The 12758-nt window shown below is 71.9% G+C and carries 14 protein-coding genes and 1 tRNA gene; 12 read left to right on the top strand and 3 right to left on the bottom strand.

The features are described 5' to 3' along the window. Window positions 1-40: 40 nt before the first annotated feature. Window positions 41-685 carry a 5-formyltetrahydrofolate cyclo-ligase gene (locus ABTY98_RS09735; RefSeq protein WP_352220344.1) on the bottom strand — a complete coding sequence of 215 codons (645 nt, stop codon included), beginning with the start codon at window positions 683-685 and terminating at the stop codon, window positions 41-43. A 79-nt stretch (window positions 686-764) separates the two neighbouring features. On the opposite strand from ABTY98_RS09735, the gene galU reads away from it, so the two are divergent. From galU to ABTY98_RS09700, 7 genes are all read left to right on the top strand, one after another. Next, window positions 765-1700, top strand: coding sequence for a UTP--glucose-1-phosphate uridylyltransferase GalU (galU, locus tag ABTY98_RS09730; protein WP_352220343.1), 936 nt, complete (start codon window positions 765-767; stop codon window positions 1698-1700). Continuing rightward, window positions 1697-3019 carry a molybdotransferase-like divisome protein Glp gene (gene glp, locus ABTY98_RS09725; protein WP_352220342.1) on the top strand — a complete coding sequence of 441 codons (1323 nt, stop codon included), beginning with the start codon at window positions 1697-1699 and terminating at the stop codon, window positions 3017-3019. The genes galU and glp overlap by 4 nt, the downstream gene beginning before the upstream one ends. Window positions 3020-3146: 127 nt before the next feature. Beyond that, complete coding sequence (moaC, locus tag ABTY98_RS09720; protein WP_352220341.1) at window positions 3147-3659, top strand: cyclic pyranopterin monophosphate synthase MoaC; 513 nt, start codon at window positions 3147-3149, stop codon at window positions 3657-3659. Then, a complete protein-coding gene (locus tag ABTY98_RS09715; RefSeq protein ID WP_352220340.1) occupies window positions 3656-4192 on the top strand; it encodes a MogA/MoaB family molybdenum cofactor biosynthesis protein in 537 nt (178 codons plus the stop codon). The genes moaC and ABTY98_RS09715 overlap by 4 nt, the downstream gene beginning before the upstream one ends. Window positions 4193-4212: 20 nt before the next feature. Beyond that, on the top strand, window positions 4213-4884 hold the full coding sequence (locus ABTY98_RS09710) for a GNAT family N-acetyltransferase (RefSeq protein WP_352220339.1): 672 nt from the start codon (window positions 4213-4215) through the stop codon (window positions 4882-4884). Window positions 4885-5068: 184 nt separating this feature from the next. After that, window positions 5069-6301 (top strand): divisome protein SepX/GlpR, encoded by a 1233-nt coding sequence (gene sepX, locus ABTY98_RS09705; protein ID WP_352220338.1) that lies wholly within the window; start codon window positions 5069-5071, stop codon window positions 6299-6301. Window positions 6302-6404: 103 nt separating this feature from the next. Continuing rightward, window positions 6405-6478: transfer RNA gene (locus ABTY98_RS09700), tRNA-Ala, on the top strand. Window positions 6479-6784: 306 nt separating this feature from the next. Here ABTY98_RS09700 and ABTY98_RS09695 read toward each other — a convergent pair. Continuing rightward, window positions 6785-7273 (bottom strand): GNAT family N-acetyltransferase, encoded by a 489-nt coding sequence (locus ABTY98_RS09695; protein ID WP_352220337.1) that lies wholly within the window; start codon window positions 7271-7273, stop codon window positions 6785-6787. A 78-nt stretch (window positions 7274-7351) separates the two neighbouring features. Here ABTY98_RS09695 and ABTY98_RS09690 point away from each other — a divergent pair, with 78 nt between their 5' ends. Next, window positions 7352-8155 (top strand): exodeoxyribonuclease III, encoded by an 804-nt coding sequence (locus ABTY98_RS09690; RefSeq protein WP_352220336.1) that lies wholly within the window; start codon window positions 7352-7354, stop codon window positions 8153-8155. Here the strand turns inward: ABTY98_RS09690 and ABTY98_RS09685 are convergent. Next, window positions 8133-8789, bottom strand: coding sequence for a MerR family transcriptional regulator (locus ABTY98_RS09685; protein WP_352220493.1), 657 nt, complete (start codon window positions 8787-8789; stop codon window positions 8133-8135). The genes ABTY98_RS09690 and ABTY98_RS09685 overlap by 23 nt on opposite strands. Before the next feature lie 209 nt (window positions 8790-8998). Here ABTY98_RS09685 and ABTY98_RS09680 point away from each other — a divergent pair, with 209 nt between their 5' ends. From ABTY98_RS09680 to ABTY98_RS09665, 4 genes are all read left to right on the top strand, one after another. Continuing rightward, window positions 8999-10528: a flavin-containing monooxygenase gene (locus ABTY98_RS09680; RefSeq protein WP_352220335.1), complete on the top strand. Its 1530-nt coding sequence runs from the start codon at window positions 8999-9001 to the stop codon at window positions 10526-10528. Next, window positions 10525-11481 (top strand): alpha/beta fold hydrolase, encoded by a 957-nt coding sequence (locus tag ABTY98_RS09675; RefSeq protein WP_352220334.1) that lies wholly within the window; start codon window positions 10525-10527, stop codon window positions 11479-11481. The genes ABTY98_RS09680 and ABTY98_RS09675 overlap by 4 nt, the downstream gene beginning before the upstream one ends. Beyond that, window positions 11478-12362, top strand: coding sequence for an SDR family oxidoreductase (locus tag ABTY98_RS09670; RefSeq protein WP_352220333.1), 885 nt, complete (start codon window positions 11478-11480; stop codon window positions 12360-12362). Before ABTY98_RS09675 ends, ABTY98_RS09670 begins: the two co-directional genes overlap by 4 nt. Before the next feature lie 89 nt (window positions 12363-12451). Next, entirely contained in the window at window positions 12452-12754 is a 303-nt protein-coding gene (locus tag ABTY98_RS09665; protein ID WP_352220332.1) for a hypothetical protein, read from the top strand. Window positions 12755-12758: the final 4 nt, after the last annotated feature.

Genomic DNA, 12758 nt, shown 5'->3' with positions numbered 1-12758 from the left:
GGAGGGCCGTTTCACGTACCGGCGCCCGCCGCCCCGCGCCTCAAGGGCCGCAGGAGCCCGCGAACCGGCGGGCACCCGACGGCGTCACCACCGCCTGCACCGGCCGGTCGTGCGCCTCCACCGGCACGCGCTCGACGACCTCCGTGTCGTACAGCAGCACCACCAGCGCCGGGCGCGCGCCCGCGCGATCCAGACGTGCCAGTACACGGTCGTACGACCCTCCGCCGCGCCCCAGCCGCATCCCGTGCGCGTCGACCGCGAGCCCCGGCAGCAGCACGACGTCGGCGCAGAGCACGGCGTCCGGGCCGAGGAGTTCACCGGAGGGCTCGAACAGCGCCATCTTCCCGCCGTGTTGGACGCGCGTGAGGGAGCCCTCCCCGGCGTAGGCGCCCCAGTCCAGGTCGTGGTCCGGCAGGAGCGCGGGGAGCAGGACGCGTACGCCCCGTGTGAGCAGCGCGTCGAGCAGCGTGAGGGTGCCGGGCTCGCTCCCGACGGAGACGTACGCTGCTACCGTGCGTGCACGCGCCAGCTCGGGCAGTTCCAGAGCGTGCTCGGCCAGGGCGTCGGCGGACTCCCTGACGACATCGGTCGTCAACCTGTTTCTCACCCCCAGGAATTCTCGCCGCAACGTTCGCTTGTCAGTCTCGCCCCCAGGTTCACCGTGCTGCACAGGTCGTCCCCGCATCCTTTCCAACCAGCTCATATGAGTGCCAATTAACCGGAGCCTCAGATTCTTCGCAAAGGCACCGGATAAGGTTGCGGACATGACTCAGTCGCACCCCAGGATCAGCAAGGCTGTCATTCCCGCGGCAGGCCTCGGCACCCGGTTCCTGCCGGCCACCAAGGCCACTCCCAAGGAGATGCTGCCGGTCGTCGACAAGCCGGCGATCCAGTACGTGGTCGAGGAGGCCGTGTCGGCGGGGCTCGACGACGTCCTCATGATCACCGGACGCAACAAGCGTCCGCTGGAAGACCACTTCGACCGCAACTACGAGCTGGAATCGGCGCTCCAGAAGAAGGGCGACGCCAGCCGGCTCGCCAAGGTCCAGGAGTCCAGCGACCTGGCCACCATGCACTACGTGCGCCAGGGCGACCCCAAGGGCCTCGGCCACGCCGTGCTCTGCGCGGCCCCCCACGTGGGCCACGAGCCCTTCGCCGTCCTGCTCGGTGACGACCTGATCGACCCGCGCGACCTGCTGCTCCAGCGCATGATCGAGGTCCAGGAGCAGTACGGCGGCAGCGTGATCGCGCTCATGGAGGTCGACCCCGAGCAGATCCACCTCTATGGCTGCGCCGCAGTGGAGACCACTGTCGACGGCGATGTCGTCAGGGTGACCGGCCTGGTGGAGAAGCCGGACGCGGCGGACGCCCCGTCGAGCTACGCCATCATCGGCCGCTACGTCCTCGACCCGCACGTCTTCGACATACTGCGGCGCACCGAGCCGGGCCGCGGCGGCGAGATCCAGCTCACCGACGCCCTCCAGCACCTCGCCCAGACGTATTCGTCAGCGGCCACCGCCGAGGGGAAGGTCGGCGGCCCCGTGCACGGCGTCGTCTTCAAGGGCCGCCGCTATGACACCGGCGACCGCGGCGACTACCTGCGTGCCATTGTCAGGCTCGCGTGCGAACGTGAAGACCTGGGCCCGGACTTCCGGACCTGGCTTCGCAGTTACGTAGCCGAGGAGATGCAGCAGAGTTGAGCAGCGCCGCGACCCGCCCCGCCGGCCCGGACCACCTGTGGTCGGTGGACGAGCACCTGGAGGACATCCTCACCACCGTCCGCCCCCTGGAAGCCATCGAGCTGCAACTCCTCGACGCCCAGGGCTGCGTCCTGGTCGACGACGTCATGGTGCCGGTGTCGCTGCCGCCGTTCGACAACAGCTCCATGGACGGGTACGCGGTACGGGTCGCGGACGTGGCGGGCGCCAGCGAGGAGTTCCCGGCCGTCCTGGAGGTCGTCGGGGACGTCGCGGCGGGCGCGGCGGAGCTCACCCCGGTCGGCCCCGGCCAGGCCGCCCGGATCATGACCGGTGCCCCGCTGCCGCCCGGCGCCGAGGCCGTCGTCCCCGTGGAGTGGACCGACGGCGGACTCGGCGAGGGACCGGTCGGGGGGATGCGAGCGCGCAGCCTCGCGCCCGAGGGCGCCGAGGGGCACGTGCGCGTGCACCGGCCGGCCGAGGCACGCGCGCACGTGCGCGCGAAGGGCAGCGACGTGCGGGCCGGCGACCGCGCGCTGGAGGCGGGCACCGTTCTCGGCCCGCCGCAGATCGCGCTGCTCGCCGCGATCGGCCGCGGCTCGGTACGGGTGCGCCCGCGCCCGCGTGTGGTCGTCCTGTCCACCGGCAGCGAGCTCGTCCAGCCCGGCGAGGAGCTGGGCAGCGGCCAGATCTACGACTCCAACAGCTTCGCCCTCACCGCCGCCGCCCGGGACGCGGGTGCCATCGCCTACCGGGTGGGCGCGGTCGTCGACGACGCCGACGCCCTGCGCGCCACCATTGAGGACCAGCTCGTCCGCGCCGACCTGATGGTCACCACCGGCGGCGTGAGCGTGGGGGCGTACGACGTCGTCAAGGAGGCGCTGTCGCACGTCGGCGACGAGGACGAGGCGGGCGGCGGCATCGACTTCCGCAAGCTCGCCATGCAGCCCGGCAAGCCCCAGGGCTTCGGCTCCATCGGCCCCGACCACACGCCCCTGCTGGCCCTGCCCGGCAACCCCGTGTCGTCGTACGTCTCCTTCGAGCTGTTCGTCCGCCCCGCCATCCGCTCCCTGATGGGCCTCCCGGACGTGCACCGGCCCCGTACCACGGCGATCCTCAAGGCGAAGAAGGCGCTCGGCTCGCCCAAGGGGCGCAGGCAGTTCCTGCGCGGGGCGTATGCCGACGGCGAGGTGACCGCCGTGGGCGGCGCCGGTTCGCATCTGGTCGCCGCCCTGGCGCACGCCGACGCGCTGATCGTCGTACCCGAGGACGTGGAGTCCGTCGAGCCCGGCAGCGAGGTCGAGGTCGTCCTGCTCGGCTGATCCGCGCGCGTACCCGTCCGCCGGGCGGTCCTGCCCGGTGGCGAGCGCCGGCTTGGCGGTACCGTGTCGCGCACAGCAGGCCCGAGCGCCGCATCGCGACGGGCCCGGACCGGGAGCGCCACACAGCATGACTGAGCCTTCCCGGGGGGAGACCCCCGGACGCCCTGTGCCAGACCACCTGACGCACATCGACGACGCGGGCGCCGCCCGGATGGTCGACGTGTCCGGCAAGGACGTGACCGCGCGCACCGCACGCGCCAGCGGACGCGTCCTCGTCTCGCCCCGCGTGATCGAGTTGCTGCGCGGCGAGGGCGTCCCCAAGGGTGACGCCCTCGCCACCGCGCGGATCGCGGGCATCATGGGCGCCAAACGCACCCCGGACCTGATCCCGCTGTGCCACCCCTTGTCGGTCTCCGGTGTGAAACTGGATCTGTCGGTCGCGGACGACGCCGTGGAGATCCAGGCCACCGTCAGGACGACGGACCGCACGGGCGTCGAGATGGAGGCCCTCACGGCGGTCTCCGTCGCCGCGCTCACCGTGATCGACATGGTCAAGGCGGTCGACAAGGGAGCGGTCATCACGGACGTACGCGTGGAGGAGAAGACCGGCGGCAAGTCGGGCAACTGGAGCCGGGCGTGAACGCCGGGCCGTCCGCCGGTGGTGCGCCGCGTGCGCCGTACCGTGCGCTGGTGGTGACCGCCTCCAACCGCGCCGCCGCCGGTGTCTACGAGGACAAGGGCGGACCGCTGATCGCGGCGGGCCTGGAGGGCTTCGGATTCGCCGTGGACGGGCCGCAGGTCGTGCCCGACGGGGACCCCGTGGCGGCAGCCCTGCGCGCGGCCGTCGAGGCCGGGTACGACGTCGTCGTCACCACCGGAGGCACCGGCATCTCGCCCACCGACCGCACGCCCGAGGCGACCCGCGCGGTGATCGACCACGAGGTGCCGGGCATCGCCGAGGCCGTCCGCGCGTTCGGACGGGAGAAGGTGCCCACCGCCGCGCTCTCCCGGGGCCTTGCCGGGGTGGCGGGCCGGACACTGATCGTCAACCTTCCGGGGTCCACCGGCGGGGTGCGGGACGGCCTGGCCGTCCTGGAACCGCTGCTGGCGCACGCCGTCGACCAGATCCGAGGCGGCGACCACCCCAGACCCAGCACCGGGGGTGCGAGCTGAACAGCCCGTCCTGGCCCGTCGTGCTGGGGGACGGCGATGTCGTCCTCCGGCCCATAAGGCTGCGCGACCAGCGTGCCTGGCGCGAGGTCAACCGGCGCAACCGCGACTGGCTGCGCCCCTGGGAGGCGACCATCCCGCCGCCCACGCCCAGCGGCCCGATCGCGCACCGCCCGACCTACCGGCAGATGGTCCGGCATCTGCGCGCCGAGGCGAACGCGGGCCGCATGCTGCCCTTCGTCATCGAGTACCAGGGGCGCCTCGTCGGGCAGTTGACCGTCGCCGGGATCACCTGGGGGTCGATGTGCTCGGGACACGTCGGCTACTGGGTGGACCAGGGGGTGGCCGGCCGCGGGGTGATGCCGACGGCCGTCGCGCTCGTGGTGGACCACTGTTTCCGCACGGTTGGTCTGCACCGCATCGAGGTCTGCATTCGCCCCGAGAACCGGCCCAGCCGCCGGGTCGTGGAGAAACTCGGATTCCGTGAGGAGGGGCTGCGGCCGCGTTATCTCCACATCGACGGAGCCTGGCGCGACCACCTCGTCTTCGCCCTCACCGCGGAAGAGGTGCCCGAGGGGCTGCTCGGCCGCTGGCGGCGGGAACGCTCCCGGAGCGGGTCGCCGAAGACACCGGGCACCACCGGCACTCCGCAGGTGCCCTGGAATCCGCAGAACACTCCAGGGAATCCCGCCTAGCCGGAAAATGGAATACGTGTTCGAAAATGATCGACTGGTGACCGTCTAGGGGCATTGAATTCGCGGCTTCGACGGCCTGCTGATCGCATCGGTCACAAAAAAAGCTCGAAATATCAGCCAGATCGTGCGACACACCGGCGCAATTGGCAGATGGCCCCATGCAAACCCCTCTACCGTGTGAGGCGTGAGCAGCAGCGGCCTCATCTACGCAGTCATTGTCGGGGCCTGGGCCGCCTACTTGGTGCCGATGTGGCTCCGTAGGCAGGACGAGCTGAACGAGGCCCGTCCGACGGAACGCTTCAGCACCGCCATCCGGCTGCTGTCCGGACGGGCGGGGATGGAGCGTCGGTACGCCAGGGACCTGCGGGCGCGCTCCGCCTCTGAGGGGGAGCAGGGCGCCGGTGACACGGACGCCGCCACCGACTCGGTGGACGTCCGGGCCTTCGCCATGCCTCCGACCCGCCGTCAGGTTCGGGCAGAGGCGGAGCCGGAGGCGCCCGGGCGCCAGGAACCGGCGCGCGACCACGCGGTCGCACCGGCGGCCAAGTCCCCGTCCGCACCGGCCCGTCAGACGGGCGCCACGCCCGCCCCGGCATCCGCCTCCGCGCGCAAGCGAGTTCCGGCCGCGCGGCGCGCGCCCTCGACACAGACGGCGGCCGCAGCGCGCGCCCGTCGTACGAAGGCACTGGCGCGCCGCCGGCGCACCACCGTGCTGCTCTTCGTCGCGTTCACACTGGGCGCTATCGTGGCCGCCGTCGGGGGGCTGGCGTTCCTGTGGGCGCCGGGCGTACCCGCCGTGATGCTGAGCGCCTACATCGCCTACCTGCGCGCCCAGGAACGCCGGCGGTTCGCCTACCACATGGACCGGCGTCAGGCCGAGGCCGCCGCCCAGCGGTTGCGGGAGCGCCAGCCGCGGCGGCGCGCGCCCCTGGACCCGGGCACGGTCGCCGACGAACCGGACGGGGGACCAGGCACCGAGACGGACCCCGGCCTGTCCGCGCTCGCCGCGGACCGGCGCGCCCTCGTCGAACAGACCGACCACGCCGAGTGGGTCGACCAGCAGCGCGAGCGGCAGCGGCGGCCCGGGCACGGGGACAGCTGGGACCCGGTGCCGGTGCCACTGCCGACGTACGTGACCGCGCCGGTCGCGCCCCGCGCCACCTCGGATGTGGACCTGGGGGCGCCCGACGCCTGGAGTTCGGCGCGGTCCAGCTCCGTCGCGCCGGAACAGGAGACCAAGCCGGTCGCACCGGATTCCGAGGCGGAGGCGTCGGAGTCCGCCGCCGACGACAGGTCGGCGGACGGCCGGACCGACGCGCGCCGCGCGGCTTCCGCGCGCCGGGCGCGCGAGCGCGGCCGCACGCCCCTGTTCGACCAGTACGAGGACGGCGACCGCCCGCGCGCGGCCAACGAGTGACCCGAGGAGAGCGCGGCGCGCCTCGCGGGACCCCGGCCCTGACCAGTCAGGGAACGGATTTCCAAGCAGCCCGACGGGGATGCTAGAGTTTCACTCGTTGCAAGGGCCTGTGGCGCAGTCCGGTAGCGCACCTCGTTCGCATCGAGGGGGCCAGGGGTTCAAATCCCCTCAGGTCCACTGCACGATGAGATCCCGGCGATCATGACGATCGCCGGGATCTCCGTCGTTTCCGGGGCCTTTCGACCCGGTGGGCGCCGAAAGGCGAGTTGGTCCAGGGGCGAGGGCCGGGCGGCCACCCGGTCGGCGCGTTGCGGCAGTTGGAGCCGGCGCGGCGGCACCACGATCCCCGCGATGCCGGGCGCCGGGAACGAGGTCCGGCTCGGCGACTTGAGCAGGACCGTCCGGGACGGATCCATGCGCTCGACAGCCGCGGTGGGGGAGCCGGATGGCGGCCCCGCACCGAGCGACCGGGTGTGACGCGGATTACGCGTCCGCCCGCAGGGGCTTCGCGTAGCAGCGGCTCGACTCGTAGTGGCGGTAGTAACCGAACTTCACGCACGGCTCGTAGCCGCTGGAGGTGTACAGCGCGATGGCCTCCGGCTGCTCGGTGCCCGTCTCCAGGACCATGCGGAGCCGGCCGGCCGCGCGGGCGTCGTCCTCCAGGGCCGCGAGCATACGGCGGGCCAGGCCCCGGCCGCGCATCCCGTCGATGACGAACATGCGCTTGAGTTCGGCGTCGCCGTCCTCGTTGCCCTCGCCGTTCTCGTCCTGGCTGCGCCAGCCGCCGGTGGCCACGGGGCGGTCGGACTCGTCGTACGCGATCAGGTAGACGCCGTTCGGCGGTGCGAAGTCGGCCGCGTCCAGGACGGTGGCGTCGCCCCCGTCGCCGTAGCGCAGGTGGTACTCGGCCTGGACCTCGTCGTTGAGCTTCACGGCGTCGGGATGGTCGAAGGCAACAGGACGTATATTCATGTGAGGCATCGTATATTCGTGCAGGCGAAAGCGCGGTGGACATCGGGACTCCGTCCAGTGTGCCGGTATCGTGCCCTGGTGCTGACTGTGACCTCGGTGAATGTGAACGGGCTGCGGGCCGCCGCGAAGAAGGGCTTCGTGGAGTGGCTCGCGGAGACCTCCGCGGACGTGCTCTGCCTGCAGGAGGTGCGCGCGGAGCCGCAGCAGCTCCCGGAAGAGGTGCGCGCGCCCGGCGGATGGCATGTCGTGCACGCCCCCGCGGCCGCCAAGGGGCGCGCGGGTGTCTCCCTGTACACCCGGCGCGAGCCGGACAGTGTGCGCGTCGGCTTCGGCTCCGACGAGTTCGACGCGAGCGGGCGCTATGTCGAGGCCGACCTGCCCGGCGTCACCGTCGCCTCCCTCTACCTCCCCTCCGGGGAGGTCGGCACCGAGCGGCAGGACGAGAAGTACCGGTTCATGGGCGAGTTCCGCGCCCATCTGAAGGAGCTGCGGGAGCGGGCCGCCGCCGACGGGCGCGAGGTCGTCGTCTGCGGCGACTGGAACATCGCCCACCAGCGGGCCGACCTGAAGAACTGGCGCGGCAACACCAAGAACTCCGGCTTCCTGCCGGAGGAACGGGACTGGCTCGGCAGCGTCCTGGACCCGGCCGACGGCGGGTACGTCGACGTCGTACGCGCTCTGCACCCGGAGGTCGAGGGGCCGTACTCGTGGTGGTCGTACCGGGGGCGGGCTTTCGACAACGACACCGGCTGGCGCATTGACTACCAGATGGCCACGCCCGGGCTCGGAGGCAAGGCGGTCAAGGCGTTCGTGGAGCGCGCGGCCACACACGGGGAGCGCTGGTCGGACCATGCGCCGGTCACTGTCGTGTACGACCTCTGACGGGCTGGTCCCGCTTGTCCATCCTGTTCATCCGCCGGTCCAGGGCCAGTGACACCTCCGCCTCCACCACGCTCCGGGCCAGGGGGCGCAGGCGCTCCATCTCTTCCTGGGGGCCGTGGCGCAGGACGAGCTCGGCGAAGAGTTCGGCGAGGGCGTCGGCGTGCTCGCGGACGCTTCGGCCGGCCGCCAGGACCTCCGCGAGCGGGAAGCCCTCGCGGACCAGTGCCTCCGAGGCGTCCAGCAGGCGTCGGCTTATGTGGACGATGTCGTCGCCGTCGGTGCCGAGGTAGCCGAGGTCCAGGGCGGCGACGAGGTTCTCCGGGGTGGCCTCGCCCTCGAAGCGGGCGGCGAGTTCCGCGGGGGTCAGGCGGACCGGCTCCTCCTCGCTGGGGGTGCCGACGCCGAGCAGGTCGGCCACATCGCGGCCGTGGTCGAAGGCTTCCGCCAGCTCCGCGATGCCGTTCAGGGTGTGGCCGCGCTCCAGGAGCGCCGAGATCGTGCGCAGCCGGGCCAGGTGATGGTCGTCGTACCAGGCGATACGGCCCTCGCGGCGCGGCGGGGGGATCAGCTTGCGTTCGCGGTAGAAGCGCAGGGTGCGCACGGTGATGCCGGCCAGGCCGGCCAGTTCCTCCATGCGGTACTCGCGCGGTCCGCCCTGGCCCGGGAGCCGGCCACGGTCCGCGGAGGTGCTTCGTCCACCGTCGTCTGCCACGTGCGAAGCCTATGTTGTACCGCCGGTAACTTTCGTGTGCGCGCCCCCTACCCATCGGTACGGAGCTGCTCTACAGTCCCATTGCGCCAGTGTTCACTGGCGTAATCATGGTCGATGCGTGGAGGCTCCGGATGGCCCAGCACGAGCAGGTACGGGTGGCGGTGATCGGGTCCGGGTTCGGCGGACTGGGCGCGGCCGTGCGGTTGCGCCGGGAGGGGATCACCGACTTCGTCGTCCTGGAACGGGCCGGCAGCGTCGGCGGCACCTGGCGGGACAACAGCTACCCGGGGTGTGCCTGCGACGTGCCGTCGCACCTGTACTCCTTCTCCTTCGCGCCCAACCCCGACTGGCCGCGCACCTTCTCCGGGCAGGAGCACATCCGCGCCTATCTGGAGCATGTCGCCGACGTGTTCGGGCTCCGGCCCCACCTCCGCTTCGACGCCGAGGTCAAGCGGATGACCTGGGATCCGGAGAAGCTGCGCTGGGACATCGAGACGGCCGCCGGTTCGCTCTCCGCCGACGTCGTCGTCTCCGCCACCGGGCCGCTGTCCGACCCGAAGATCCCCGAGATCCCCGGGCTGGACTCCTTCCCCGGCGAGGTCTTCCACTCGGCCCGCTGGGACCACGACTACGACCTGCGCGGCAAGCGGGTCGCCATGGTCGGCACCGGCGCCTCGGCGATCCAGATCGTGCCCGCCATCCAGCCCGAGGTCGCGAAACTCACTCTCTTCCAGCGCACACCCCCGTGGGTGATGCCCCGCGTGGACCGCGCCATCAGCGCCGCCGAACGCCGGCTGCACCGGGCGCTGCCGTTCACCGCCCAGGCCCGGCGGGGACTCCTGTGGGGCATCCGGGAACTCCAGGTCCAGGCGTTCACCAAGCGCCCCGACGAACTCGGCCTGGTCGAGAGTCTCGCCAAGCGCAACATGGCCCGCGCCATCAAGGACCCCGCGCTGCGCGCCAAGCTCACCCCGGACTACCGCATCGGCTGCAAGCGGATCCTGCTGTCCAGCACCTACTATCCGGCGCTGGCCCAGCCCGACGTGGACGTGGTGGCGAGCGGGCTCAGCGAGATCCGCGGATCGACGGTGGTCGCCGCCGACGGCAGCAGCGCCGAGGTCGACGCGATCATCTTCGGCACCGGCTTCCATGTCACCGACATGCCCATCGCCGAGCGGGTCGTCGGCGCCGACGGGCGGACCCTCGCGGAGGCCTGGAAGGGCGGCATGGAGGCCCTGCGCGGTGCGTCGGCGGCCGGGTTCCCCAACTGGATGACGATCATCGGGCCCAACACCGGCCTCGGGAACTCCTCCATGATCCTCATGATCGAGTCCCAGCTGAACTACATGGCCGACTATCTGCGCCAGCTCCGTGTCCTCGGGGGACGGGCGGCCCTCGACGCGCGCCCCGCCGCCGTGGCCGCCTGGAACCACAAGGTCCAGGAGCGGATGAAGCGCACCGTGTGGAACACCGGCGGCTGCACCAGCTGGTACCTGGACGCGAGCGGCCGCAACACCACCATCTGGCCCGGTACGACGACGGAGTTCCGGCGCGCGACCCAGCGGGTGGATCTCACGGAGTACGAGGTGATCCGCGCGCCCCTGACAAGCGATGGGGGCGGCGCGCACGGCGCCAAGTCCGGTGCGGAGGTGGGCGCGTGAGCCGGCTCACCCACGTGACCACCGGGCCGTACGCCCCGCCCGTACCGGCGCGGGAACTCATCGCCGTCTCCGCCGACGGCGCGCGCCTGCACGTCGAGGTGCACGGTCCCGAGAACGCGCCTCCCGTCGTCCTCGCCCACGGCTGGACCTGCTCGACCGCCTTCTGGGCGGCACAGATACGGGAACTGGCCGCCGACCACCGGGTCATCGCGTACGACCAGAGAGGGCACGGGCGCAGTCCCGCGAGCCCCGCGTGCACCACCCAGGCGCTGGCGGACGACCTCGAAGCGGTGCTCTCGCACACGCTCGCCCGCGGGGAGCGGGCCGTGATCGTCGGGCACTCCATGGGCGGCATGAGCGTCATGGCGGCCTCAGCGCGCCCGCGTTTCCGTGAGCACGCCGCCGCGGTCCTGCTGTGCAGCACCGGCAGTTCGCGGCTGGTCGCGGAGGCGCTCGTCATACCGTTGCGCGCCGGAGCTGTGCGCACCTGGCTCACGGCGCACGTCCTGGCCTCGCGCCTCCCGCTCGGACCGGTCACGCCCGTCGCCCGGCGCATCCTCAAGTACGCCACCATGGGCGCCGGTTCCGCCCCGCACATGGTGGAGGCGTGCGCGCGAATCGTGCACGCCTGCCCGCGCGCCGTGCGCCACGCCTGGGCGCGCGTCCTCGCGCAGCTCGACATCGAGTACGGAGTAAGGGAGTTGCGCGCGCCCACCGCGATCATCAGCGGCGCGTCCGACCGGCTCACGCCCCCTCTGCACGCCCGCGCGCTGGCCGCGGCGCTGCCGCACTCCCTCGGTCTCACCGAGCTGCCCGGCATGGGCCACATGACTCCGGTCGAGGCGCCGGAACTGGTCAACGGAAAGATCCGGGAACTGGTCACCGCGTATGTGACGCAGACCCCCGGCGGAGCCGGCGCCGAGGCGCCCGAGCGGATCAAGGAGGGCTCATGAGCAGGGTCGGTCTCGAAGGACAGGTCGCCGTCGTCACCGGAGCGGCGCGCGGGGTCGGCGAGTTGCTCGCCCGCAAGCTCTCCGCGCGCGGGGCGAAGGTCGCACTCGTCGGGCTGGAGGAGGAGGCGCTCAAGGAGGTCTCCGGGCGGCTGCACACCGACAGTGCGTACTGGTACGCCGACGTCACCGATCACGAGGCGATGAGCCGGGTGGCGCGGGAGGTCAAGGAGCGGTTCGGGAAGGCCGACATCGTGGTGGCCAACGCCGGGGTGGCGAACGGCGGTCCGTTCGCCGAGTCGGATCCTGAGGCCTGGCGGCGGGTGATCGAGGTCAACCTGATCGGCTCGGCGGTGACGGCACGCGCGTTCCTGCCGGTGCTCACGGAGAGCCGGGGCTATCTGCTGCAGATTGCGTCGCTGGCCGCGATCACGCCGGCGCCCATGATGACGGCGTACTGCGCGTCCAAGGCGGGCGTGGAGGCGTACGCGCACAGTCTGCGCGCCGAGGTCGGCCACCAGGGGGTGCGCGTCGGGGTCGGGTACCTGTCCTGGACGGACACCGACATGGTGCGTGGCGCCGACCAGGACGAGGTGATGCGGGAGCTGCGGCAGCGGCTGCCGTGGCCGTCGAACAAGACGTATCCGCTGGGCCCGGCGGTGGACCGGCTCGTGGCCGGGATCGAGCGGCGCTCGGCACATGTGTACGGGCAGTGGTGGCTGCGTGGGATGCAGGGCGTGCGCGGGTACCTGCCGACGCTGGTCGGGACGGTCGGGCAACGCGAGATGAAGCGGTTCGCGCCCCGCTTGCAGGGCATGCGCACCGGACTCGTCGGCGCAGGTGGGGCAGCTGATGAGGAGGCGCGCGCTACGCACCGTCATTGATCGAAATGCGGGCTGTAGCGCCCCGTGTGAGTCTGGTCGAGGCCCCACCGATGGGCCAATCCCCTCACCCTCCACGGGAGTGAACCCACATGGGTATGAAGGACAAGGCCGGCAAGACGAAGGCTCAGGCCAAGCAGAAGATGCACGAAGGCCAGGAGCAGGCCAAGCAGAAGACGCACGAAGGCCAGGAGCAGGCCAAGCAGAAGACGCACGAGGGCCAGGAGCAGGCCAAGCAGCGTGGCCAGCAGGCGCAGGAGCGTGGCCAGCAGACGCAGCAGCGTGGCCAGCAGATGCGTGAGCGTGGCCAGCAGACGCGTGAGCGTGGTCGCCAGAACATGGACGACACCGAGCAGGAGATGCAGGACCGGTTCAACCAGGACTACGACGCGTAGTCGT

Source organism: Streptomyces sp. NPDC096040, assembly GCF_040303265.1.
Taxonomy (GTDB): Bacteria; Actinomycetota; Actinomycetes; order Streptomycetales; family Streptomycetaceae; genus Streptomyces.
This window is presented reverse-complemented; position numbering and strand designations above follow the sequence as displayed.

Excerpts from the sequence above, each read along its gene's own strand:
- ABTY98_RS09685 (WP_352220493.1), bottom strand. The coding sequence starts at position 8,789 with ATGGAGGAACTGGCCGGCCTGGCCGGCATCACCGTGCGCACCCTGCGC.
- galU (WP_352220343.1), top strand. The coding sequence starts at position 765 with ATGACTCAGTCGCACCCCAGGATCAGCAAGGCTGTCATTCCCGCGGCA.
- ABTY98_RS09670 (WP_352220333.1), top strand. The coding sequence starts at position 11,478 with ATGAGCAGGGTCGGTCTCGAAGGACAGGTCGCCGTCGTCACCGGAGCG.
- ABTY98_RS09680 (WP_352220335.1), top strand. The coding sequence starts at position 8,999 with ATGGCCCAGCACGAGCAGGTACGGGTGGCGGTGATCGGGTCCGGGTTC.
- ABTY98_RS09735 (WP_352220344.1), bottom strand. The coding sequence starts at position 685 with ATGCGGGGACGACCTGTGCAGCACGGTGAACCTGGGGGCGAGACTGAC.
- ABTY98_RS09665 (WP_352220332.1), top strand. The coding sequence starts at position 12,452 with ATGGGTATGAAGGACAAGGCCGGCAAGACGAAGGCTCAGGCCAAGCAG.
- ABTY98_RS09695 (WP_352220337.1), bottom strand. The coding sequence starts at position 7,273 with ATGAATATACGTCCTGTTGCCTTCGACCATCCCGACGCCGTGAAGCTC.
- moaC (WP_352220341.1), top strand. The coding sequence starts at position 3,147 with ATGACTGAGCCTTCCCGGGGGGAGACCCCCGGACGCCCTGTGCCAGAC.